This window comes from Actinomadura coerulea (assembly GCF_014208105.1).
GTDB lineage: Bacteria > Actinomycetota > Actinomycetes > Streptosporangiales > Streptosporangiaceae > Spirillospora > Spirillospora coerulea.
In genome coordinates this window covers 6019546-6042021 of record NZ_JACHMQ010000001.1, presented here as the reverse complement: position 1 = coordinate 6042021, position 22476 = coordinate 6019546, and the positions used below count along the sequence as shown (strand labels likewise).

General features: G+C 69.2%; 21 protein-coding genes, 1 tRNA gene and 1 pseudogene. 13 read left to right on the top strand and 10 right to left on the bottom strand.

Annotated elements, in window-relative coordinates; all coding sequences use genetic code 11:
* Window position 1: 1 nt before the first annotated feature.
* Window positions 2-121, bottom strand: coding sequence for a DLW-39 family protein (locus BKA00_RS38375; protein WP_021592723.1), 120 nt, complete (start codon window positions 119-121; stop codon window positions 2-4).
* A 221-nt stretch (window positions 122-342) separates the two neighbouring features.
* Between BKA00_RS38375 and BKA00_RS27875 the strand changes: the two genes are divergently transcribed.
* The 3 genes from BKA00_RS27875 (at window position 343) to BKA00_RS27865 (ending at window position 3278) form a co-directional block, all read left to right on the top strand.
* A complete protein-coding gene (locus BKA00_RS27875) occupies window positions 343-552 on the top strand; it encodes a hypothetical protein (RefSeq protein WP_185029817.1) in 210 nt (69 codons plus the stop codon).
* 17 nt (window positions 553-569) lie between these two features.
* Window positions 570-1361 (top strand): SDR family NAD(P)-dependent oxidoreductase, encoded by a 792-nt coding sequence (locus BKA00_RS27870; RefSeq protein ID WP_185029815.1) that lies wholly within the window; start codon window positions 570-572, stop codon window positions 1359-1361.
* A gap of 123 nt (window positions 1362-1484) precedes the next feature.
* A complete protein-coding gene (locus BKA00_RS27865) occupies window positions 1485-3278 on the top strand; it encodes a M64 family metallopeptidase (RefSeq protein ID WP_185029813.1) in 1794 nt (597 codons plus the stop codon).
* Between the two features lie 65 nt (window positions 3279-3343).
* Here BKA00_RS27865 and BKA00_RS27860 read toward each other — a convergent pair whose 3' ends face one another.
* The 3 genes from BKA00_RS27860 to BKA00_RS27850 all read right to left on the bottom strand — a co-directional run bounded on the left by BKA00_RS27860 (window position 3344) and on the right by BKA00_RS27850 (window position 5552).
* Complete coding sequence (locus tag BKA00_RS27860; protein WP_185029810.1) at window positions 3344-4312, bottom strand: DMT family transporter; 969 nt, start codon at window positions 4310-4312, stop codon at window positions 3344-3346.
* A 111-nt stretch (window positions 4313-4423) separates the two neighbouring features.
* Window positions 4424-5362 carry a helix-turn-helix domain-containing protein gene (locus BKA00_RS27855; protein ID WP_185029808.1) on the bottom strand — a complete coding sequence of 313 codons (939 nt, stop codon included), beginning with the start codon at window positions 5360-5362 and terminating at the stop codon, window positions 4424-4426.
* A complete protein-coding gene (locus BKA00_RS27850) occupies window positions 5319-5552 on the bottom strand; it encodes a hypothetical protein (protein WP_185029805.1) in 234 nt (77 codons plus the stop codon). The genes BKA00_RS27855 and BKA00_RS27850 overlap by 44 nt, the downstream gene beginning before the upstream one ends.
* Before the next feature lie 425 nt (window positions 5553-5977).
* On the opposite strand from BKA00_RS27850, the gene BKA00_RS27845 reads away from it, so the two are divergent.
* Window positions 5978-6484 carry a transcriptional regulator gene (locus BKA00_RS27845; protein ID WP_185029803.1) on the top strand — a complete coding sequence of 169 codons (507 nt, stop codon included), beginning with the start codon at window positions 5978-5980 and terminating at the stop codon, window positions 6482-6484.
* Between the two features lie 655 nt (window positions 6485-7139).
* Here the strand turns inward: BKA00_RS27845 and BKA00_RS27840 are convergent.
* Window positions 7140-7877, bottom strand: a complete 738-nt coding sequence (locus BKA00_RS27840) for a bleomycin resistance protein (protein WP_185029801.1) — start codon at window positions 7875-7877, stop codon at window positions 7140-7142.
* Between the two features lie 385 nt (window positions 7878-8262).
* Here BKA00_RS27840 and BKA00_RS27835 point away from each other — a divergent pair.
* The 9 genes and pseudogenes from BKA00_RS27835 to BKA00_RS27795 all read left to right on the top strand — a co-directional run.
* Window positions 8263-8673, top strand: a pseudogene (locus tag BKA00_RS27835) (dioxygenase family protein); the annotation flags it as partial.
* Window positions 8674-9129: 456 nt separating this feature from the next.
* Window positions 9130-9633 (top strand): DUF1269 domain-containing protein, encoded by a 504-nt coding sequence (locus BKA00_RS27830; protein WP_185029798.1) that lies wholly within the window; start codon window positions 9130-9132, stop codon window positions 9631-9633.
* Between the two features lie 136 nt (window positions 9634-9769).
* The gene (locus tag BKA00_RS27825) at window positions 9770-10036 is read left to right on the top strand and encodes a VOC family protein (protein WP_338072167.1); all 267 of its coding nucleotides are present in this window, start codon (window positions 9770-9772) and stop codon (window positions 10034-10036) included.
* Window positions 10037-10170: 134 nt separating this feature from the next.
* The gene (locus BKA00_RS27820; RefSeq protein WP_185029792.1) at window positions 10171-10578 is read left to right on the top strand and encodes a YciI family protein; all 408 of its coding nucleotides are present in this window, start codon (window positions 10171-10173) and stop codon (window positions 10576-10578) included.
* Window positions 10575-11720 (top strand): RNA polymerase sigma factor, encoded by a 1146-nt coding sequence (locus tag BKA00_RS27815; protein ID WP_185029790.1) that lies wholly within the window; start codon window positions 10575-10577, stop codon window positions 11718-11720. Before BKA00_RS27820 ends, BKA00_RS27815 begins: the two co-directional genes overlap by 4 nt.
* Before the next feature lie 86 nt (window positions 11721-11806).
* Entirely contained in the window at window positions 11807-12175 is a 369-nt protein-coding gene (locus BKA00_RS27810) for a hypothetical protein (RefSeq protein ID WP_185029788.1), read from the top strand.
* A 393-nt stretch (window positions 12176-12568) separates the two neighbouring features.
* Entirely contained in the window at window positions 12569-13135 is a 567-nt protein-coding gene (locus BKA00_RS27805; protein ID WP_185029784.1) for a GNAT family N-acetyltransferase, read from the top strand.
* 441 nt (window positions 13136-13576) lie between these two features.
* Window positions 13577-14986 carry a tyrosine-type recombinase/integrase gene (locus BKA00_RS40075; protein ID WP_185029782.1) on the top strand — a complete coding sequence of 470 codons (1410 nt, stop codon included), beginning with the start codon at window positions 13577-13579 and terminating at the stop codon, window positions 14984-14986.
* A 230-nt stretch (window positions 14987-15216) separates the two neighbouring features.
* Window positions 15217-15864 (top strand): NYN domain-containing protein, encoded by a 648-nt coding sequence (locus tag BKA00_RS27795; protein WP_185029780.1) that lies wholly within the window; start codon window positions 15217-15219, stop codon window positions 15862-15864.
* A 37-nt stretch (window positions 15865-15901) separates the two neighbouring features.
* Here BKA00_RS27795 and BKA00_RS27790 read toward each other — a convergent pair whose 3' ends face one another.
* The 5 genes from BKA00_RS27790 to gyrB form a co-directional block, all read right to left on the bottom strand.
* Window positions 15902-16234: a hypothetical protein gene (locus BKA00_RS27790; RefSeq protein WP_185029778.1), complete on the bottom strand. Its 333-nt coding sequence runs from the start codon at window positions 16232-16234 to the stop codon at window positions 15902-15904.
* A 473-nt stretch (window positions 16235-16707) separates the two neighbouring features.
* A tRNA-Ile gene (locus tag BKA00_RS27785) sits at window positions 16708-16781 on the bottom strand.
* Between the two features lie 90 nt (window positions 16782-16871).
* Window positions 16872-17837, bottom strand: coding sequence for a DUF3566 domain-containing protein (locus BKA00_RS40635; RefSeq protein WP_230298616.1), 966 nt, complete (start codon window positions 17835-17837; stop codon window positions 16872-16874).
* Window positions 17838-17879: 42 nt separating this feature from the next.
* Window positions 17880-20384: a DNA gyrase subunit A gene (gene gyrA, locus BKA00_RS27775; RefSeq protein ID WP_185029776.1), complete on the bottom strand. Its 2505-nt coding sequence runs from the start codon at window positions 20382-20384 to the stop codon at window positions 17880-17882.
* 82 nt (window positions 20385-20466) lie between these two features.
* Complete coding sequence (gyrB, locus tag BKA00_RS27770; protein WP_185029773.1) at window positions 20467-22404, bottom strand: DNA topoisomerase (ATP-hydrolyzing) subunit B; 1938 nt, start codon at window positions 22402-22404, stop codon at window positions 20467-20469.
* Between the last annotated feature and the right edge of the window lie 72 nt (window positions 22405-22476).

The window sequence follows — 22476 nt, the reverse complement described above, 5'->3', positions numbered from 1 at the left end:
GTCAGTTGTCGGACGACGTGGCCTCGGTCCACAGGTCCAGCTCGGCGCGGTCCTGCTGGAGCTTGCGCCAGACGGCGAAGCCACCGAGTGCGACGACGGCGAGGACGAGCAGCTTCTTCACGGTGGGACCCCTTCACCTTCGACTATCAAGTCAGAACCCGGGAACGGCTCATGAGCGTCTGCCTCCCCCAGGCTCTCCGCAGCCTAGCAACCGCGGCCGGGCGATCAGCACCGAAGGGGCCCTCGCCGAACGGAACATTCGAGAAAGCCTCGCATTTCCTCCTCTCGTCGGAACGCCGAGACGGCCGCATAATCCGGGTGGACGACCTTCGGGAGTGGCCGATGGCAGAAGACGACTTCCGGCGCTGGGAGCGCGAGCTGGAGCCGGACGTGCCGGACGAGCGACCGTCCGGGGGCCGCGGGCTTGTGCTGGTCGCGGGGCTGACGGCCACGGCGTGCGCGGCGGTGATCGCGTGGGGCGACGTGCCGCTCGGCACCGCCGGGCTGGTGCTCTCGTCGGTCATCCTGCTGCTGTGGCGCATCGGAATGTGATCCGCCATCATCGCGGGATGGATCTGCGCGGAGCGAACGTCCTGCTGACCGGCGCGACCGGCGGAATCGGCCAGGCGCTGGCGAGGGCCCTCGCCGCACGCGGCGCGCGGCTGGTGCTGACGGGGCGCAGGGCCGACGTCCTGGAACCGCTGGCCGAGCGGCTCGGCTGCCGCGCCGTCGTCGCCGACCTGGCGGATCGGGCGGCGGCGGAGAACCTTCTGGACGAGGCGGGCCGGGTGGACGTGCTGGTCGCGAACGCGGCGCTGCCGGCGTCCGGGCTGCTCTCCGAGTACTCGATCGGGGAGATCGACCGGGCGCTGGACGTGAACCTGCGGGCGCCGATCGTGATGGCCAAGCTCGCCGCCGCGCAGATGGCCGATCGTGGCCGCGGCCACCTGGTCTTCGTGTCGTCGCTGTCCGGTAAGACGGCGTCCGGGCACGCGTCCCTCTACAACGCGACGAAGTTCGGTATGCGGGGCTTCGCCCTGGCGCTGCGCGAGGATCTGCGCCCGCACGGCGTCGGCGTCTCGACGGTCTTCCCCGGCTTCATCAGGGACGCGGGCATGTTCGCGGAGGCCGGCGTGAGCCTGCCCAAGGGGATCGGGACGCGGTCGCCCCGGGACGTGGCGCGCGCGACCGTCCGGGCCGTCGAGCGGAACATCGCGGAGATCGACGTGGCACCGCTCGGGCTGAGGATCGGCGCGCGGATCGGCGGGGTGGCGCCGGTGCTGTCGGCGGCCGTGCAGCGGCGCGCGGGCGGGCACCGGATCTCGCAGGGCCTCGCGGACGGGCAGCGCGGCAAGCGGTAGCGACAAATCGGGATCTTCCGGCGATAATCCGGGCGGGCCCGCTTGATCAGCGGGACGAGTCGGCGCAGCGCACGGGCAGAATCCCGCCTGCCGCGCGCGCCCCCGCGCGAGGAGGGTCTGCGCATGTGGACGGGCAGGAAGATCGTGATCGGGACGGCGGCAGCGGCCGTCCTGTCACTGGTGTCGGTGCCCGCGCGGGCTGCCGGACCCGTTGACGCGACCGTGGTGCCGGTGCAGGTCACCGGCGACCCCGCGAAGCGTTTCAACCTGGTGGTCCTGGGTGACGGCTACACGGCGGCGGACATGCCGAAGTTCCGCGCACACCTCGCCAAGCACCTCAACGACCTGTGGACCATCGAGCCGTTCAAGTCGTATCGCAGCTACATCAACGTGTACGCGGTGGAAACCCCGTCCGGTGAGTCTGGCGTGAGCTGTGACCCGGCACAGTCTTCACCACGTCGCACGACGCCGTTGAGCATGGCCTTCTGGAGCGGCTGTAGGCAGGACGGCATTCAGCGCCTTCTCGTCATGGACTCGGCGGCCGCCAAGACTTATGCGGACCTCGTCCAAGGCACGACTGTAGGAAACCGTCAGATCCTCGCGCTCGCGAACAGCGACACCTATGGCGGTGCAGGGGGCGCCTATGCGACGGCGTCCGGTGGGAACGCCATGTCTGCTCTCATCGCGCCGCACGAGCTCGGCCACTCGCTGGGTGGGCTGGACGACGAGTACGACTACTACCAACGAGGCGTCCCTGGTGGGACGTACACCGGCCCTGAGCCCGCCTCCATCCATCACACGCTTCTGACCGAGGAGGAGATGAAGGCTCAGAAGCAGAAGTGGTGGCGATGGCTCGGTGAGCGGAGCGAGGCCGGGGGCACCATCGGACGGTACGAAGGTGGCCTCTACTCCGGTAAGGGTGTGTGGAGGCCGAGCCAGCACTCGATGATGAAAACGCTCGGCTACTACTACGACCAGGTCGCGCGTGAACGGATGACCCAGCGGATCTCAGGCAAGGTCGACCTCGTCCAGGCGAACACACCCACGAACGCATCGGTGGGCGACGACCGTGTGCTGTGGGTCGAAACGATGCATCCGACCGGTCACCCGCTGGCCGTCGCATGGACGGTCGATGGGAAGACCGTCGGGCACGGCGCGAACCTCGACCTGTCCAGGCTGCACCTTAAGAAGGGCACCCACACGGTCAAGGCGACCGTCACCGATCCCACCGGCTTCGTCCGAGACTCGGCCATCCGGTCGTCCGCCGCACTCACGCAGGTGCGTACATGGACGGTCGACACCGGCGTGAGCACTCCGCCTGAGAACGTGCCCGTCGACTTCAGTTCGTCCACCCCCACTGACAAGCCTGTGGGAGGCGATTCCGCCGTCTACGTGGAGACGACCCACCCGGTGAAGAGCGTGCCCAAGGTGAACTGGGTACTGGACGGACGCCGTGTACGGGGCGGCGACCGAGACATCGATCTCGGGCGGTTCCGCTTGGCGAAGGGTACGCACACGCTCGTCGCACGGGTCGGCTCCAACGCCCGTACATGGACGGTCGACGCGCAGGAGCCGGTCGTTGCGTACGAGCTGTCCAAGGCGGCACAAAGCCAGGTTCGTCCTGGACGGACGCCCGAGTACGTCTTCGACGGTCCCTTCACCATGCGGCTCACCGGCACGGACGACCGTCCAGGCGTGGTCGTCTCCGAGTTCCGCGTGGACGGCGATGGCTGGTTCAACTACTTCGGCTGGCCGACCGACTCGTCCGCTCCCTGGCTGTTCACGGAGAACGGCACGGTCATCGACAGCCTCACCTACGGCAAGCTCGGGAAGGGCCGCCACACCATCGAGTACCGCGCGATCGACCCTGCGGGAAACATCGGCAAGCCAGGCAAGTTCATCGCCACCCTCCGCTGACCCCGGCTCCAGCCCCGACTGCCATCCCCTCACGTGAGGGGATGGCAGTCGGGGCATGGGCGGGCTCAGTGTTCGGGAGCGGGCGCAGGCGTGGGCTTCGCGGCGGTTCCAAGGGCCTGGGCGCCGTCCTCGGGCGGGGGCACGGGGGCGGCCGCGGGGGCGGCCTCGGGGGCGGCCGCGGGGGAGCGGCGCGCGGTGGCGAGGACGGAGCCGCCGAGGATCAGCAGGAAGGACGCGATGATCGTCCCGCTGAGCGGCTCGTCCAGGAACACGACGCCGGCCGCGACCGCCACGGCCGGGTTCACGTAGGTGAACACCATGCCGCGGGAGGTGCCGACCTCCCGGATGAGCTCGAAGAAGACGATGAACGCCAGCGCCGTGCACACGAGGCCGAGGGCGGCGAGCGCGGCGAGGACCCGCCCGTCGGGCATGGCGCTCGGCCAGGTGGCGATGGCCGGACCGGTGTAGGCGAGCGCGGCGATCGTCAGGGAGAACGCGGCCAGGTGCAGGCTCGGAAGGTCCTGGAGGCGCCGGGTGGCGATCATCGGGGCGATGGCGTACCCGACCGCGACCAGCATCACCTCACCGATCGACCACGCGCTGCCGCCGCCGAGGTGCGGCCCGGCGAGCACGCCGACGCCGGCCAGGCCGACCAGCAGTCCCGCCCACCGGAGGGGCCCGAGCCGCTCGGCGTCCCCGGTGAGCCGGGCGAACACCACGCCGATGATCGGGACGGCGGCGATGAGCAGCCCGGTCATGGAGCTGGTCAGCCGGTTCTCGGCGTCCGACAGCAGCGCCCACGGCCCGAGGATCTCCACCGCGGTGAACAGCAGGAGGGGACGCCAGTGGCGGCGGACCACGTCCAGCCGTCCGGCCCTGACCGCCAGGGGCAGCAGGACGAGCACGCCCAACGCGGTCCGCGCGAACACCACCATGGGGACCGAGACGCTCTCGACCGCCACCTTGATCAACAGATAGGGGATGCCCCACAGCACGCTCATCAGCGCGAACAGCATCCAGCCGCGGCGACTCAACCCGACCTCCGATCTCGACCGCCCGCCCGGGCCGCCTCCGCACCGAGAGCCTCCTGGAGCGGGCGCGTTCGCGATCGGCCCCGGCACCCGGGTCCGACCCGGGGCGGACGTTCAGAATGAGGGTCGGCGGTATGTGCTGTCTTGAACGCTGTTGCGGTAGACGCCCGGGGTGACGCCCAGCACGCGGCGGAACCAGCGCGTGAGATGCGCCTGGTCGGCGAACCCGACGAGCGTCGCCGCCTCGGCCGGACGGTGGCCCGCGTCCAGCAGCGACCGGGCGCGGGCCACCCGGTGCTGGGCGAGCCACGCGTACGGCGGCATGCCCATCGCGTCCCGGAAGGCACGCAGGAGCTGGTAGCGCGACAGCCCCAGGTCGGCGGCCACCTCGGCGAGCGTCGGCGGCGCGGTCAGCTCGTCGGACAGGCGGGCCGCGACCGCCCTCGCGATGCGCCCGGACTCGGCCCCGCGACGGGCCGGGACCGCCTTCGGGCCGGACGCCGCGTGCCGCCGGACGAGCGTGCCCAGCACGCCGAGCAGCCGCGACTCGCCCTCGAGCGGGTCGGCGCCGAGCCGCAGGGCGATGTGGGCGAGGCGCAGCGCCTCGCCGAGCCCCCGGTCGTCGATGATCGGTTTCGCGAAGTGCGGGGCGGCCGGTACCGGGCCGGCCTCCAGGGCCGTCGCCGCGCCCAGCAGCTCGGCGGCGGGATAGAGGCACAGGTACGCGAAGCCCTCCGGACGCGCCGGACCGCCGGTGTGCGCCTCGCCCGGCTCGACCACCACGACGCTGCCGGCCGCCGAGTAGATCCTCTCGCCCCGGTAGAGCATCGTCTCCGTGCCGTCGACGGTGACACCGATGGCGTACTCGTCGTGGGCGTGCGGCGCGTAGTGACGTCGGCCGATGCGGGCCGTCAGCAGGTCGAGCGGCGCGCCCTGGATGCCGCCCACCCGCGTCCACGACGTCCGGTCGAATCCCCGGGCACCGGACGGGACCCCGTCCAGGCGCCGGTCAGGCCGAGAAGACGTGCCGGAGCCGCCAGCGGTCCTCGTCACGGCCGAGCTCCACGACGGCCACGCCCTCCGCGCCGGTGACGCGGAAACGGTAGACCCTGCCCTCCTGGGCCGATCCGTAGGTCTTCAGCACCGCGTCCACCGCGTAGCGCGTCCCCCGCCACTCGTACGCGGTGAGCCGTCCCGCCGGGTCGTGCTCGGCTCGGACCGGCTCGTTCAGCAACTGCCCCATGCGGGGAGAGTAGCACGCATTCGAACAAATGTTCGCAGGTCGGAGGGGCCTTCCGGCCCGGCCGGGCAGCGGCTCCGGGCGGATCGGGGCGCGAAGGACGCCGTGCCGCCGGGCGTGGCGAGCCGCTCGCCGTCGCGGCGCCGAGCCGAGTCTCGCGGGTCATGAACAGACCAACAGAAACCACCCCGCATCCTCATCCCGATCTCAGCCGCCGGCTTCGCGGACGCCCTCCGCCCCGGCGATCTCGATCTCGTCGGTCCCCGCGGCGCGACTCAGGCGGCCCGACTCGCGCGAAGCCATCGCGCGATGGTCACGAATGACCACACGCCAGACACCGCCTGTGGAACGGTGTTGATCAACCGGCGCTCGGAGCCGGTCGCCCGGGTCTCCCCCGGGCCGGCAACGGAAACACCGTGAGGTGAGACATGTCTCCGGACAAGATCGCTGCCGCACTGACCTTCGTGGTCGTGCTGGCATCGATGCTCGTCGCGCACAACGTCGGCGACCACTGGGTGCAGACCGGTGTCCAGGAAAGGGACAAGGGTCTGCGCGGCGACCAGATGTGGAAGGGGCGCCTGGCGTGCCTGCGGCACGTGGTGTCGTACACCGTGTGCACGGCGCTGGTCGTCGCCATGATGTGGGCGCTGTTCGACCTGCGGATCTCGCTCTTCAGCTTCGCCCTCGGACAGCTGATCTCGGCGGTCACCCACTTCTGGGCCGACCGCCGGCTCCCCCTGCAGCGGCTGGCCGAACTCGTCGACCGGCTCCACGGGCTCAGGGGAGAGGCCGTGGGGACCTTCTACCGGCTCGGCGCTCCGCGAGCCGGCAAGGACGACAACCTCGTACTGGGGACGGGGCGGTACGCCCTCGACCAGGCGTGGCACTGGTGGTGGATCTTCATCGCCTCCGTCGTGACGGCGGTCGCGGCGTAGGTACCCACCACCCCGGCGGAGCCGTCCACCGGCGCCGCCTCGATCACCGGCCCTCGCACTCCCGCGTGCGAGGGCCTTTTCCTTAGGGAGAGTTATCCACAGGCTGTTGGCGCCGTCGCGCACACCTCCCTCGTCGCCGCAGCAGGGCTTTCCGGGGCCGCGTCCACAGGTGGATCCCCAGAACAGCCGGGCTTTCCACGGTCAGGACGGCACGTCCGCCGCCGCCCTCCCCATCATGGCCGAAAGAGTCCGTCCATCCACAGAATCCACAGCCTGTGGATAACTGTCGTGCACAACCTGGGTACGGGGACGCGGCTCCACGTCCACATTCTTCCCCAGCTCGCCCCCAACCCGCGTGCTCAGTTGTCCACGTCGTGGAAAAGCCGCTGACCAGCGGGAGAACCCCCTCTGCGGCGACATTGTCCACACCCCGTTCACACCCTGTGGGCGAATCCCTTCCACAACCCCACCACCCCGGTGGACAGAGTTGCCCACAGCAATCCCCAGCCGTGTCCCCAACACGGCGCTCCGTCGGGGCAACACGTGGGTGGACATCACATCCCTCCACACCGGCCCCCGACCCGGCGGTCGAGGCAGCCCGATCAGCCACCGAGTGGCGCTCACCCATGGGTTTCACCCCCAGCGCGGGGTCTGGTCAGCGCGTGCTTCCGGTCGGTGGAGTCGGACCGTCGACGGGGACGGCGACTTCGAGATCGGCCAGGCGGCGGAGGTCGTCGCCCAGGTCGGCGGAGACCGGCAGGTCGATCGCACGGGCCTCGGCCGCGAGGGCACGGACGCGGGGCCACTCCTCCAGGTGGGAGGCCGCGTCGGCGCTCAGGACCAGGGCTCTGAGCCGCTCGGACGGGGACAGCGCCTGATCGGACCGCAGCAGCCGATCGAGGATCCGCGCGGCGGCGCGGTGGTCCCCCTTCGACTCGCCGAGAAGGCTCGCCATGTGAAGGGCCCGTGCCACCTTCTCTTCCGGAATGGGCGCGTGCCGCGTGTCCTTCGAGATGGCCTGGCCGATGCGGAGCTGGAGCCCGTCCGGGTCGCTGAGCAGGAACTGCCGGACCCCGTACGACATGTCCCGCAACGCGCTCAGTCGGGGCAGTCCCCGGGCCGGGACCCGGCCGAGAGCCTCACGGAGCCCGCCGCGAAACGTCTCGTACAGGACGTCCACCTCCGTCGTGCTGATGTAGCACATGTTCATGGACGCGGCCGGCTCGTGTTTCTTCCACCCGAAGAAGTGGAGTTCGACGTCGTCCCGCCGGACCCCGAGGTACGGATTGGGACGCGTCTGCCAGCTGCTCTGCTCGAAACCGAGCGCCCGGTAGAAGTCCCAGGTCAGCTCAATCGACCGGCACGGAAAGATCGGAATCGCCTTCTCACCCATGGTCGGGAGCGTAGGAAGAGGGCTTCGTTTAGTCAAGTTTGACTACACGCCCGCGAAGGCCTGGCGCCCGGCGGCGTGACCGCGTCGGACAAGCGCGCGCGAACCGCGGAGGTGGGGAATGATAAGCGTCATCGCGATCATCGGCGCGGCGCACGCCACCGCACTCAGGACGATCCACGGCGGTCCGCGCACCAAGGGCCGAGAGGCCGCGAAAGTCGGTTCAAGCCGCCCGGCCGGCACCGTGCTGGAAGTGAGGACGTCCCCGTCGCCAGAGTTTTCCACAGGCTGTGGAAAGGGAGGCATCCGTGGACTTCAATGAGCACACTGCGACGAGGGCCGTCCAGGACAGTTTCCGCGACACTCCCGGTGTTGGGGCCGGGTCCTCAGCAGCGACGGGACGCCCCTGCCCCACGCCGAGGTGGACGTCTGGCAGTGCGACGCGAACGGGTTCTACGACATCCAGCAGCCCGGGGTCCAACCGGCCGGCAACGGGCGCGGTCTTTTCCACACCGACTCCGAAGGGCGGTTCCGATTCCGGACCGTCCTGCCCAGCCATTACCCGATCCCGACGGACGGACCGGTCGGACGGTTTCTGCGGGCCACCGGCCGCCATCCCTACCGGCCGGCGCACATCCATTTCATCGTCCGGGCGGACGGCCACGCCCCGCTGACCACCCACGTCTTCGTGGCAGGCAGCCCCCACCTGGACTCTCAGATGACATGGCTCGGCGGCGCACCAAAGATCAGCGCCAGGATCGCCGCTCCGGCGGGGGCGATGTGGCAGGGTGCGATGTGAACTGCTTCCTCGTCGGCATCCCGGAGCACTCGGTTATCCACAACCTGTGGAGAACTGCCCTCCTTATCTGGATAACCGGGGTCGGGACCGCATAGGCCAAGGTCCGATCTCAGCGCCGCCAATGCCGTGAGGCAGCGAAGAGTCCAGGCCGTCGGCCATTCGAGAACCCGCTTGGTCCAGTCCACTGGCGCCCCAGAGCGCGGCCGCCGCGCCCAGCCCCTACTTGGCTGCTTCGGCAATCCGCCGAGGCGCCGCCGGCTTACGCCAATCACAACCCACGTTTTGCCCCGCCCCGGTCCAAGAGAGCCCCACCCATGGTTTGCGAGGGACCGCGCATTGGGGACTCTCCGGGGCATCCCGACATATCGCGCGGGTGATCGGCACGCCGGGAACCGCCGCACACAGCGAGCACGCATCCTCCCGCGCCCGGCAGCGGGAGACACGACCGGGGGGAACATGAGCGACCTGATCGCTGTCGCGTACGACGACCTGCCCCACGCCGAGCAGGCGCGGGAGAAGCTCGTCCAGCTGCACAAGGAGCACATCATCGAGCTGGCGGACGTCGTCATCGTCGAGCGCAGGCAGGACGGCAGGATCAAGCTCCACCAGGCCCGCAACCTCGTCGCAGGCGGCGCCCTCGGCGGCGCCGCGTGGGGCGGGCTGATCGGGCTCGTCTTCTTCATGCCGCTGCTCGGCATGGCCATCGGCGGAGCCACCGGCGCGGCCATGGGCTCAGCGGCCGACTCGGGCATCGACGACGACTTCATGCACAACCTCGGCGAGCAGCTGCCGCCCGGCGCCGCGGCCGTGTTCGTCCTGATCGACAAGCGCAATCCCGAGAAGGCAGTCCCGGAGATGGCGCCGCTGGGCGGCAGGCTCATCCAGACCTCGCTGTCCCCCGAGCAGGAGGAGCACCTGCGGGAGGCGGTCAAGGCCGCTCGCGCGCCCCAGCCCGCCTGAGCATCCAGCAGCGCGGCGACCCCGCTCGCCGGAGCCGGGGGCCATGGCACGCCGACGGTCCAGAGGCCGGTTTCGAGACCTTCGAAACCGGCCTCTGCGTTTCCTTCAGGACGGTGAGCGCCTCAGGTTCGGCAGGGTGGACGCCCTGGTGGTGAAGGCCCAACTGATGAAGTACCACGCCCCCGCGGCGATCCGCGCCGGGCAGGAGAACCCGCCGCCCAACACGCTGGGCCTGCACCGCGTCATGTTCGCCGTCGTCGACATCGACGGCACCATCGCCCGCCTGCGCGCCCACGGCGCCAAAGTCCTCGGCGAGGTGGCGCGGTACGAGGACAGCTACCGGCTCTGCTACCTCCGCGGCCCCGAGGGGATCATCGTCGGGTTGGCCGAGCAGCTCGCCTGACAGCCCGTCGAGCCCGCCGCGTCAGCTGAAATCCGCCTGAAAGAATCCGTGGCGGCATGTCGAGAAGACGCGCGCGGCTCCGTCCCCGGCAGTGACACGGCCACAATGGCCTGGAACACATCAAGGAGAACACGATGGCCAAGTACCTGCTGCTCAAGCACTACCGAGGCGCGCCGGCACCGGCCAACGACGTGCCGATGGAGCAGTGGACGCCGGAGGAGCTCACGGCCCACGTGCAGTACATGCAGGACTTCATCTCGCGGCTCGAAGGGTCCGGCGAGTTCGTCGACTCCCAGGGGCTTTCCCAGGAGGGGACGTTCGTCCGGTACGGCGGCGAGGGCCGGCCGCCGGTCACCGACGGCCCGTTCGCCGAGACCAAGGACCTGATCGCCGGCTGGATAGCGATCGATGTCGAGAGCCGCGAGCGGGCGTTCGAACTGGCCGGAGAACTGTCCGCGGCCCCGGGGGCGGGCGGGAAGCCGATCTACGAATGGCTCGAGGTGCGCCCCTTCCTGACCGAGGCGCCCACGGTGACCGAGTGAACGAGGCGCTGCTGCGGGAGCTGGTGCCCGCGGTGATCGGTGTCCTCGTCCGCCGCGGGGCCGACTTCGCGGAGGCCGAGGACGCCGTGCAGGACGCCATGGTCGAGGCGGTGCGCGTGTGGCCGGACGACATGCCGCAGGACCCCAAGGGCTGGCTGGTCACCGTGGCCTGGCGCAAGTTCCTCGACGCCGCCCGTGCCGACACCTCCCGGCGGCGCCGCGAGGTACGCGTCGAGACCGAGCCCTCGCCCGGCCCGGGCGAGGCGGCCGACGACACGCTTCAGCTGTACTTCCTGTGCGCGCATCCGTCCCTGACGCCGGCCTCGGCCGTCGCGCTCACGCTCCGCGCGGTCGGCGGCCTGACCACACGTCAGATCGCGCAGGCCTACCTCGTGCCGGAGGCGACCATGGCCCAGCGGATCAGCAGGGCCAAGCGGACCGTCTCGGACGTCCGGTTCAACCAGCGCGGTGACGTCGCCACCGTCCTGCGCGTGCTCTACCTGGTCTTCAACGAGGGCTACTCGGGCGACGTCGACCTGGCCGCCGAGGCGATCCGGCTCACCCGCCAGCTCGCGGCCAAGACCCACCACGAGGAGGTGGCGGGCCTGCTCGCGCTCATGCTGCTGCACCACGCGCGGCGCGCGGCGCGGACCGGCCCCGACGGCAGACTCGTGCCCCTCGCCGAGCAGGACCGCAGCCTGTGGGACACCCGCCTGATCGCCGAGGGCGTGGACGTGCTCCAGGCGGCCCTCATGCGCGACCGCCTGGGCGAATTCCAGGCGCAGGCGGCCGTCGCCGCGCTCCACGCCGACGCCCGGACGGCCGCCGAGACCGACTGGGTGCAGATCGTCGAGTGGTACGACGAGCTGGTGCGCCTCACCGGCAACCCGGTGGCCCGCCTCAACCGGGCCGTGGCGGTAGGCGAGGCCGACGGCCCGCGGGCCGGCCTGGCCGCCCTGGCGGAGCTCGACCCGTCCCTGCCCCGCTACACCGCCGCCGCGGCGTACCTGCACGAACGTGACGGTGACCCGGCCACAGCGGCACGGCTCTACGCCCAGGCCGCCCGGTCAGCGCCCAACCTTCCCGAACGCGACCACCTCACGCGGCAGGCCGCCCGGCTCAACGCGCAACTGCGCACTTGAGGCGGACGCCCGCGCCGTAGAGGACTCACCCGACTACCCGCTCGGTTCGGGCGATCCGCCCAAGCACCCCCGGATAACCTCGTCGGGTGAGTGACGACGTCCAGCAGGTACAGCCGCTCGACTCGGGGATAGCCGAAGAGTGGCTACGCAAGACGGATGATCCGGACCTCCGCGCTGTCTCGGCCTCCAAGCTCCGAGCAGCGCCGCTGTGGAGTGTCAGCGTCTGGGTGATGGAGTTCGTCCGCACGGACCCCCTCGAATCCGAGCTGCGCCGCCGGATCGCCGACGCGCTGAGCGCCGTCGACGGCGTCACCAGTGTCGAGGAGGAAGACCGGGAAGTGTGGACGGTGACCGGCACGCCGACAGGCAGAGCGCTGGTCGAGGCGGTGGCCCAGGTTGTGGACGCCATGGCGCCCCAGAGCTTCGACCACACCGCTCTCGACTCCGAAAGCTGATCAAGCCGTCAGCGGCCAGCTCCAGCCGTCCGGATCGCCTGCGCTGCCTCCGGCCTCGCAGGAGGACCGGAGAGGGGGCAGCTCCCCCCGCCCGGGTAGCGCGTCCACCCGAAGTGGCGAAGCGCGTGGGATCGGCCTAGCCAGCTTTCACGCGACCCTGCCTCCTGCTCCGCCTGCAGATTCCGCTCCGCCTCGTCATCCCTGAGCCTGGGCCTGCTTGGCGGACATCCGCATCAGGCATTTCCCCAGCCTCAACGACCGTCACGAGCGCAGATGGGCTTCCCAGAGTCAGAGGCCCCCGCCGGAGGCAATGAGCACCGAAAGCGCTGTCCGGTTCAGGGCATGTCACTGAGTTTGAGGCACTCGAACGGCCGCGATGTGAGGATGCCTGGCATGACCGCTGATGACGACGGGCGCGAGCGGGACCTGACTAGTCCGCCAGGCTCAGCAGCAGTGCGTTTGGTGCCGCTGCCACCGGCCGCGCTGACCGCTTTGTTGAGCGGTGACATGGCCCAAGCCGACGCCATCGCCGGTGTGGCCCTTCCCGGCTACTTTCTGGACAGCACCCTCCGGCGTGTCTGGCGACTGCATCGTGACCGGCTCGTCGTAATGCCCGACAGTGCGCCTTGGAGCGTTCATGTGGCTGTCGTGGAGTGCGAGGACATCGCGGTCGGCCATGGAGGGTTCCACGGTCCGCCTGACGAGGACGGCCGTGTTGAGGTCGGCTACTCGGTCGCCCCCACTCATCGACGCCGTGGTTATGCCAAAGCGATCATGGCTGAGTTGATGCGGCGGGCGGCTGAACATCACGCAGTCCGCCTGGTCCGCGCCACCATCGCTCCAGACAACGCCGCCTCGCTGAGGACGATCGCTGGCTACGGCTTCAGCCGTGTCGCGACGCACGTCAACGCCCAAGGTCGTCCCGAGTGCATCTTCGAGGCGCCCGCTCTCGCCCGGTGAATGAATCCGGGCGGCGGCGCCTGAACGCGGGTCTTCGCCGGATCCGGCTCAATGACCTGCGGCACGTGACAGCAACGCTTCTCAAGCGGCTGGGGGTGCCGGCGCGGGATGCCGCCGCGATCCTCGGTCATGCGGAGATCCAAAACCCCCCACCGGTCGTGGTGGGGGGCTCTGAGCTGGTGGGCCTAGGTGGACTTGAACCACCGGCCTCATCCTTATCAGCGCCTATCGGCATGCATTCAAACGGTCACCCAAAGTCAAAGAATTCCGCTAAGCTGCTGGTCAGAGCGTTGATCGAGTGTCAGGCGATCCCTCCTCGTGGCACTCGATATCGCAAGATCCAGTGCCACGAGAGTGCCAAACGATCAGCTGCTCGGAGTGATCGACTTGGGTTAGGTGCAGGTCCGGTTCACCAAGACCGGCGTCCCCCGCTACCGCGCGATGTACGACGACGCGCGCGGCAGGCGCCAGACGGCCGGGACGTTCGCCACCGAGAAAGAGGCCGTCGCCGCGTGGCACGCCGCCGAGGCGGAGATCGCCAAGGGCGGGCTGGGCGACCGGCGCCGTGGACGCCAGACCTTCCAGACGTACGTCGAGAAGAAGTGGCTGCCCCACCAGGTCCTTGAGGCGACCACCCGGCAGGACTACACCTACAAGATCAACAAGCACCTGATGGGCTTCTTCGGCCCCATGCGAATGTGCGACATCCTCCCCGAGCACGTGCGTGAATGGATCACCGAGATGCAGCGCAAGGGGGCGTCCGCGGCCACGATCCAGAAGTGCAAGCGGGGGATCCTCAACTCGATCTTCACCACGGCCCTCAACGACCAGGTGATCAGTCAGCATCCCAGCCGAGGGGTGCGGATCCCTCCGGTCCCCAAGAAGCCGAAGAAGGCGATCACGGCCAAGCAGTTCGACGGCCTCTACCGGGCGCTGCCCGACGCCGACAGCCGCCTGCTCGTCGAAACGATCATCGAGAGTGGGCTGCGCTGGGGCGAGGTGGCCGAACTCCGCGTGAAGGACCTGGACTTCGCCACGCGCGTCCTCACTGTCAGCAGGACGGTCGTCGAACTCAACCCGCAGTTCCATCCGACTCAGGGCCGGTTCCTCGTGAAGCCCTATCCCAAGGGCAAGGAGTACCGCCGTTTCAAGCTCAGTCCCCAGATCGTCCGCAAGCTCAAGGCACACGCCGTGACCCGAGGCCTCGGGGAGGGCGACCTCTTCTTCACGTACCTACCCGTTGATCAGCCCAAGCCCAGGAAGCTGCGTCCCGTTCCGGTGCCCGGCGCCCACGGCATGACCACCGCTAACGAACGGGGGAAGAGCTACGACCACGGCTCGCTCACCGCCTACACCACTGGAAAGTGCCGCTGCGAGTACTGCAAGGAGGCCTACCGCCTCTACCGTGGCCAGCGCCGAGCCACAGGCAAGGACAACCCGCGCTCACCGCGCGTACGCCAGTCCGACGGTCACATCCCGGCCGACTGGTTCCGCAAGCAGATCTGGACTCCGGCCTGCAAGACGGCGGGGCTTGACCATGTCACCCCGCACCACCTGCGCCACGCTCACGCTTCCTGGCTCTTGGCCGGCGGCGCAGATCTCCAGGTCGTCAAGGAGCGCCTGGGCCATGCCTCGATAGCCACGACCGAGCAGCACCTCCACACCCTCCCCAACGCCGATGAGACCGCCCTCGCCGCCCTCGAAAAGATCCGCGGACCCCAGATCAACGAAGCCCCGGAAACCTCCGAGCTGGACGCTCTCAAGGCCGAGAACGAACGCCTCCGAGCCGCCTTCGCCGACGTGGCTCTGGCTCTCCGCCCCGAGTCCCGTCCTCACCTGAGCACGGCCTGACGGCAGGTTTCCCACCTCGGTGTCGCAGCGGCGCCCCAGCTGAAGACGCCGAGCGAGGCGCGAAAGCCAACTGCTGCCGGGCTCTGACGTCGAGGGGGCGATCCACCCCATAAAAAAATGCGGCCCCTGAACGGGGCCGCCCTGTCGGCCGTAACCGACTTCGTCTGCCGCCCAGCATAGTTACTACTTCCGGCACGCGCCACCTCCACCACCGTCTAACGTTCTGTCACGTGCCGGATGCGATCGCGTACGTCGACGGGTTCAACCTCTACCACGGGTTGAAGTCCAAGTACGGCCGTGCCTACCTGTGGCTCGACATCGTCGAGCTGGTGCAACGGATGCGGCGCGATGACACGGTGCGAGCCGTGAAGTACTTCACCGCGATCGTCAAAGGCGAGCCGGACGCCGCGCGTCGCCAGGAGACGTACCTGGCCGCGCTGACGGCGCACCGGCCGCAGGTGCAGGTGATCCGAGGCCACTTCAAGGTGAAGAACATGCGGATCAGCTGCCGGGCCTGCGGCGCCCAGTGGCAGTGCCAGTGCCAGCCGCCTCAGCAGCGTTACCGCACCTACGAGGAGAAGCTGACCGACGTCGCACTGGCCACCGAGATGGTCCGGGACGCCGCACTGGGGAACGGGGACCTGTCGTTGCTGGTCTCCACGGACACTGATTTCCTGCCCGCGATCCAGGCCTCGCTGGAGTTGGCCCCCACTCGCCCGATAATGGTCGCCTGCCCTCCAGGCAGAGGCAGCCCCAGCCGGTTCGATGGCATGGTGACCTCCTTCCCGATCAGGGAGGAGCATCTGAGGGCATCCCTGCTCCCCGGCTCCGTCCCGGACCACGGGCTGGTGCGCCAACGTCCCGACAAGTGGGCGTGACCGCCCATACCGGGCACAGGACCACCTGAGTTCGGCGTCAGGGCAGATGCCGACGGATCTCTTCGGCAAGGTCATCGAGATGCCGCACGGTACGCGCCGCCGCATCCATGTACCAGCGCAGCTCAGGCGGCGGTTCCCCTGAGTGCACGGCGGCGACCGCCTGATTGAGGTTCACGCCGATACGCCTGGCCTGCCCAGCCGCATGCATCACCGTCTTCAGTGCCTCCCTCAGCAGGCCGTATTGCGGCTGAACGCTCCCGCGCGCGGCCGTGAGGACCGCCTGTGCCGCAAACGCGCCGAGTGCGAGTCGCTCTTCCGCCGCAGCCGAAGCCACCAGCGCGTGCTCTTCGTCCGACAGGGAGAACCTCACCGATCGTTCTCGCCGTGGAGTCCGATGCGCTCGCCGGTTCACCCTCGGTGCGCTCGTCGGCCTCGCTTCACCATGTCCGGCTACTGCTGCCACCCCCTGGATCGCGCTCGATCCTCGTCCACCACCTGGACCGCGCCCGGTCCAGCTGCCTTATGTGCACGATTTCCATTACTTGCCCTGCGACAGCAGGCCCCCTTGCCCTACGACAGCAGGTCCCCTTGGAACGGCGTCCAGCGAGGCCACTACACCGCCGGATCTAAGCGTCCGGGACGAGCCTCCGAGCCTCGGCTTGAAGCCGCCTGGTCAGAATGCGTCGACGCATCACGACGGGAGGACAGGCCGCCACACGGGAGACGCGAACTGTCGCCTGATGCGTCTTGGTGGTGCGAGGTCCCAGTGCCATCGGAGTGCCAAAAGATCTTGAGGCCGGGTCCGCTGGACGCGGAACCGGCCTCTGAACTGGGACTACTGGGTGGGCCTAGGTGGACTTGAACCACCGGCCTCATCCTTATCAGGGATGCGCTCTAACCGACTGAGCTATAGGCCCGGAGTGTGCCGCCGCCCTGGCGGCGCAACGAGAGGTTACCCCATCTGGGCGGACAACCGGAAATCGATTGCCGGGCGGCGGCGGGCAGGGTTACTCGGCCTCCTTGAGGGTGACCTCGACACCGCCCACGAGGTCGGCGGCGAGGTTGTAGATGACCGAGCCGACCGTGGAGAGGGCGGTGATGAGAAGGACGTTCAGGGCGCCGACGAGGACCGTGTAACCGAAGACGCGGACGAAGGAGAACCAGCTTCCGGCGTCGACGCTGCCGGTGGTCTCGCCCTGTTCCTTGGTGAGGCTGTTGACGGTGTCGCTGATCGCGTCGAAGACGCCGAGTCCGGACAGGATCACGTAGAGGACGACGACGGCGACCAGCAGGACGACGAAGCAGACCAGCGACATGACGAAGCTGAACTTCATCACCGACCAGGGTTCGAGCCTGGCGAGCTGGAGCTGGGCCTTGCGGGCGGGCTTGCCGGGCGCGGACTTCGACGCGGCGTTGGCCGGGGTCATCGCGGTGGAGGGACGGTCCTTGAGGACGGTGCCGGCGAAGCCGCGGCCGCCCGACCCGCCCGACCCGCCCGCCGAGTTGAACGGCTTGCCGGGCGTGTCCGTACGTCCTGCCGAGACCGAACCGGACGGCTCGGCGGGTCTGGCCCAGCCCGCCGGGCCGGAGCCGGACACGGAGCCGACCGGCGAACCCTCCGCGCCCCCGGACGGAGGCGCCGGCCTGGCGGCGGGCTTCGGCGGTTCGGCGGTGTCCCTGACCGGGGCGATCTCAGGCGTGTCGGCGGCCTTGCCCGACGCGTCGTCGATCTGGGTGAGGTCGGAGCGCGTCTCGTCGGCGCCCTTGCCTGCGGGGTCCGTCGCGCCGGTGCCGATGTCGACGGTCGTCTCGTCGCGCCCGGACTTGGCGGACGCGGCGGCCACCGTCTTGCCCGGCTTCCCCCTGGACTTGCCGGTGGGCTTGGCGGGGCCGGACTTGGCGCCGGGTTTACGGTCACCGCCCTTGCCGGCGGCGCCGGCCCCGTCGTTGTCCTGGCCGGGCTCGGTGCTCACGTGTCCTCCTGGCCTAGCGGCTCGGTGACGATGCAGGATACGTCACTCACCGTCGCCCCCTTCGGCTTCGTCAGAGTCCTCCATGGACTCTACGTTCCTCGCGATGGCCACCACGCTGTTCCCGTCGGCGAGATTCATCAGACGGACGCCCATGGTCTGCCTGCCGGACTGCTTGATCTCGGCGGCGGTCGTACGGATCACGCCGCCGTTCGACGTCATCGCGAACACCTCGTCGTCCGGGCCGACCATCAGGGCTCCGACCAACATCCCCCGAGATTCCACGATCTTAGCGGTGAGAACGCCCTTGCCCCCACGTCCCTGGAGCGGGTACTGGTCCACCGGGGTGCGCTTGGCGTAGCCGCCCCGGGTGGCCACCAGGACGTCCTGCGAGGAGTCCTGCACGACGAGCATGTTGAGGACCTCCTGGTCCTCCTCGAACCGCATGCCGATCACGCCGGAGGTGGCGCGCCCCATCGGCCGCAGCGACTCGTCGTCGGCGCGGAACCGGATCGCCTGGGCGCCGGTGGAGACCATCAGCAGGTTGTCGTCGGACGACACGAGCCGCGCCGCGATCACCTCGTCGTCGTCGACGAGGTTGATGGCGATGATGCCGCCGGTGCGGGGCGAGTCGAAGTCGGTCAGCGCGGTCTTCTTGACGCGGCCCTTCTTGGTGCCGAGCACCAGGTAGGGGGCGACATCGTAGTCGCGCAGGTCCATGACCTGGGCGATGTGCTCGTCGGGCTGGAAGGCGAGCAGGTTCGCGACGTGCTGACCGCGCGAGTCGCGGCCGGAGTCTGGCAGCTCGTAGGCCTTGGCGCGGTAGACGCGGCCCTTGTTGGTGAAGAACAGGATCCAGTGGTGCGTCGTGGTGACGAAGAACTGGTCGACGATGTCGTCCTGCTTCAGCTGCGCGCCGCGGACGCCCTTGCCGCCGCGCCGCTGCGCGCGGTAGAGGTCGGTGCGGGTGCGCTTGGCGTAGCCGCCGCGGGTGATGGTGACGACGACGTCCTCTTCGGCGATGAGGTCCTCGTACGACACGTCCCCGTCGAACGGGATGATCTCGGTGCGCCGCTCGTCGCCGAACTTCTCGACGATCGGGGCGAGCTCGTCGCCGACGATCCGGCGCTGCCGCTCAGGAGAGGCCAGGATCTCGTTGTAGTCGGTGATCTCCGCCATGAGCTTGTCGTACTCGTCGGTGATCTGCCGGCGCTCCAGGGCGGCCAGCTTGCGCAGCTGCATGTCGAGGATCGCCTGCGCCTGGATCTCGTCGATCTCCAGCAGGTTCATCAGGCCCCGCTGCGCCTCGGAGGCGGACGGCGAGCGCCGGATCAGGGCGATGACCTCGTCGATGCGGTCGAGGGCCTTGAGCAGGGCCCGCAGGATGTGGGCGCGCTCCTCGGCCTTGCGGAGCAGGAACCGGGTGCGGCGGATAATGACGTCGATCTGGTGCGCGACCCAGTGCCGGACGAACTGGTCGATGCGCAGGGTGCGCGGCACGCCGTCCACCAGCGCGAGCATGTTCGCGCCGAACGTCTCCTGCAGCTGCGTGTGCTTGTACAGGTTGTTCAGGACGACCTTGGCGACGGCGTCCCGCTTGAGGACGATGACCAGGCGCTGCCCGGTCCGGCCGGACGTCTCGTCGCGGACGTCGGCGATGCCGTCGAGCTTGCCCTCCTTCACCCCGTCGGCGATCTTGAGGGCGAGGTTGTCCGGGTTGACCTGGTAGGGGAGCTCGGTGACGACGAGGCAGGTGCGGCCCTGGATCTCCTCGACCTCGACGACGGCCCGCATGGTGATGGAGCCGCGGCCGGTCCGGTAGGCCTCCTCGATGCCCTTGCGGCCGACGATGAGGCCGGCGGTCGGGAAGTCGGGGCCCTTGACCCGCTCGATCAGCGCTTCGAGCAGCTCCTCGTCGGAGGCGCCGTAGTTGTCCAGGAACCACCGGACGCCGTCGGCGACCTCGCGCAGGTTGTGCGGCGGGATGTTCGTCGCCATCCCGACCGCGATGCCGGCGGACCCGTTGACCAGGAGGTTCGGGTACCGGGACGGCAGGACGTCGGGCTCCTGCGAGCGGCCGTCGTAGTTGGGGGAGAAGTCGACGGTCTCCTTGTCGATGTCGCGCAGGAGCTCCATCGCCAGGGGCGCCATCCGGCACTCGGTGTACCGCATGGCCGCGGCGGGGTCGTTGCCGCGCGAGCCGAAGTTGCCGTTGCCGTCGACCAGCGGGTACCGCATCGACCACGGCTGGGCGAGCCGTACGAGCGCGTCGTAGATGGCCGAGTCGCCGTGCGGGTGGTAGTTCCCCATGACGTCGCCGACGACGCGGGCGCACTTGAAGTAGCCGCGGTCGGGCCGGTAGCCGCCGTCGTACATCGCGTACAGGACGCGGCGGTGGACGGGTTTGAGGCCGTCGCGCACCTCGGGCAGCGCGCGCGCGACGATGACCGACATCGCGTAGTCGAGATAGCTCTTCTGCATCTCGACCTGGATGTCGACCGGTTCGATCCGCTCGCCCGGGTGTCCGCCCTCTGTGGTCACGTCCGTCACTCTCAAGACCTCTTCTGCTCGATGGGAAGGAAGTACGTCCGCCTCTGGGAGTCGGGCCGGGGGGCCGGCCCTGGCACGTACCTCAGATGTCGAGGAAGCGCACGTCCTTGGCGTTGCGCTGGATGAACTCCCGGCGGGGCTCGACCTCCTCGCCCATGAGCACGCTGAACAGCTCGTCGGCCTGGGCGGCGTCGTCCAGCTGGACCTGCAGCAGGACGCGGTTGTCGGGGTCCATGGTGGTGTCCCACAGCTCGTTGGCGTTCATCTCGCCGAGGCCCTTGAACCGCTGCACCAGGTCGCGGGGACGGGGGTCGCGCTTGCCGGCGGCGATCCCGGCCTCGATGATCGCGTCCCGCTCGGAGTCGGAGAAGGCGTAGTCGGCCTCGGTGCCCCGCGCGTCCCACTTGATCTTGTAGAGCGGCGGCTGCGACAGGTACACGTGGCCGGCCTCGATCAGCGGCTTCATGAACCGGAACAGCAGCGTCATCAGCAGGGTGTTGATGTGGTGGCCGTCCACGTCGGCGTCCGACATCAGGATGATCTTGTGATAGCGCAGCTTGGAGATGTCGAACTCGTCGTGCACCCCGGTGCCGAGGGCGGTGATGATCGCCTGCACCTCGTTGTTCTTCAGGATCTTGTCGATCCTGGCCTTCTCCACGTTCAGGATCTTGCCGCGGATCGGGAGGATCGCCTGGTAGTGCGGGTCGCGGCCGCCCTTGGCCGAGCCGCCCGCCGAGTCTCCCTCGACGATGTAGAGCTCGGACCTGGCCGGGTCGGTGGACTGGCAGTCCGACAGCTTGCCGGGCAGGGACGTCGACTCCAGCAGGCTCTTGCGCCGGGTGAGGTCGCGGGCCTGGCGCGCCGCGACGCGCGCTCGCGCCGCCTGCGACGCCTTGCTGATGATCTCCTTGGCCTCGCCCGGGTTCTCCTCGAACCAGTCGCGCAGGTAGACGTTGCAGGCGCGCTGCACGAACGACTTGGCCTCGGTGTTGCCGAGCTTGGTCTTGGTCTGCCCCTCGAACTGGGGGTCCGCCAGCTTGATCGAGATGATCGCGGTGAGGCCCTCGCGGACGTCCTCGCCGGTCAGGTTGTCGTCCTTGTCGCGCAGCAGGCCCTTGTCGCGCGCGTACCGGTTGACGATCGTGGTGAGCGCCGCCCGGAAGCCCTCCTCGTGGGTGCCGCCCTCCGCCGTGTTGATCGTGTTGGCGAAGGTGTGCACCGACTCGGAGTAGGACGAGTTCCACTGCATGGCGATCTCGACCGACATGCCGGTGGTGTCGTCGCTGAAGTAGATGACGGACTCGTGCGCGGAGTCCTTGCGCGCGTTGATGTAGCGGACGAAGTCCTCGATGCCGCCTTCGTAGTGGTACCGGACGACGTGCGGCTCACCGTTGACGTGGTCGGGGCGCTCGTCCTGCAGCGTGATGGACAGGCCGCGGTTGAGGAACGCCATCTCCTGCATGCGGCGGGAGAGGGTCTCGAAGTTCCACTCGAGCGTCTCGAAGATCTCGGGGTCGGGCCAGAACCTGATGAGCGTCCCGGTCTCGTCGGTCTCCTCGCCCTTCTGGAGCTCGATCTCGGGCCCCTGCCACGTGTAGGACTGGAACCACACGTGGCCGTCGGTGCGGACCTCCGCCTCCAACCGGGTGGACAGCGCGTTCACCACGGCCGAGCCCACACCGTGCAGGCCGCCCGAGACGGCGTAGGACTTGCCGTCGAACTTGCCGCCCGCGTGGAGCGTGGTCAGCACCAGCTCGATGGCGGGGCGCTTCTCCACAGGGTGCATGCCGACGGGGATGCCGCGGCCGTTGTCGAGGACGCTGACGCCGCCGTCGGCCAGGAGCGTCACCACGATGTCGTCGGCGTAGCCGGCCAAGGCCTCGTCGACCGCGTTGTCCACGATCTCGTAGACGAGATGGTGCAGGCCGCGCTCACCGGTCGAGCCGATGTACATGCCCGGGCGCTTGCGAACCGCCTCAAGCCCTTCAAGGACAGTGATCGAACTAGCGTCGTACGCCAAAGGAGATCCTCCTGCCGGGGATGTCCGCCGCTCCGCGCCCGAGGGAGGCGCGGTGTGCCCCGTAACACACAT

Coding starts and splice junctions, on each gene's coding strand:
- BKA00_RS27875 (WP_185029817.1), top strand. CDS start 343: ATGGCAGAAGACGACTTCCGGCGCTGGGAGCGCGAGCTGGAGCCGGAC.
- BKA00_RS27870 (WP_185029815.1), top strand. CDS start 570: ATGGATCTGCGCGGAGCGAACGTCCTGCTGACCGGCGCGACCGGCGGA.
- BKA00_RS27865 (WP_185029813.1), top strand. CDS start 1,485: ATGTGGACGGGCAGGAAGATCGTGATCGGGACGGCGGCAGCGGCCGTC.
- BKA00_RS27850 (WP_185029805.1), bottom strand. CDS start 5,552: ATGGGGCAGTTGCTGAACGAGCCGGTCCGAGCCGAGCACGACCCGGCG.
- BKA00_RS27845 (WP_185029803.1), top strand. CDS start 5,978: ATGTCTCCGGACAAGATCGCTGCCGCACTGACCTTCGTGGTCGTGCTG.
- BKA00_RS27840 (WP_185029801.1), bottom strand. CDS start 7,877: ATGGGTGAGAAGGCGATTCCGATCTTTCCGTGCCGGTCGATTGAGCTG.
- BKA00_RS27830 (WP_185029798.1), top strand. CDS start 9,130: ATGAGCGACCTGATCGCTGTCGCGTACGACGACCTGCCCCACGCCGAG.
- BKA00_RS27820 (WP_185029792.1), top strand. CDS start 10,171: ATGGCCAAGTACCTGCTGCTCAAGCACTACCGAGGCGCGCCGGCACCG.
- BKA00_RS27805 (WP_185029784.1), top strand. CDS start 12,569: ATGACCGCTGATGACGACGGGCGCGAGCGGGACCTGACTAGTCCGCCA.
- BKA00_RS40075 (WP_185029782.1), top strand. CDS start 13,577: ATGTACGACGACGCGCGCGGCAGGCGCCAGACGGCCGGGACGTTCGCC.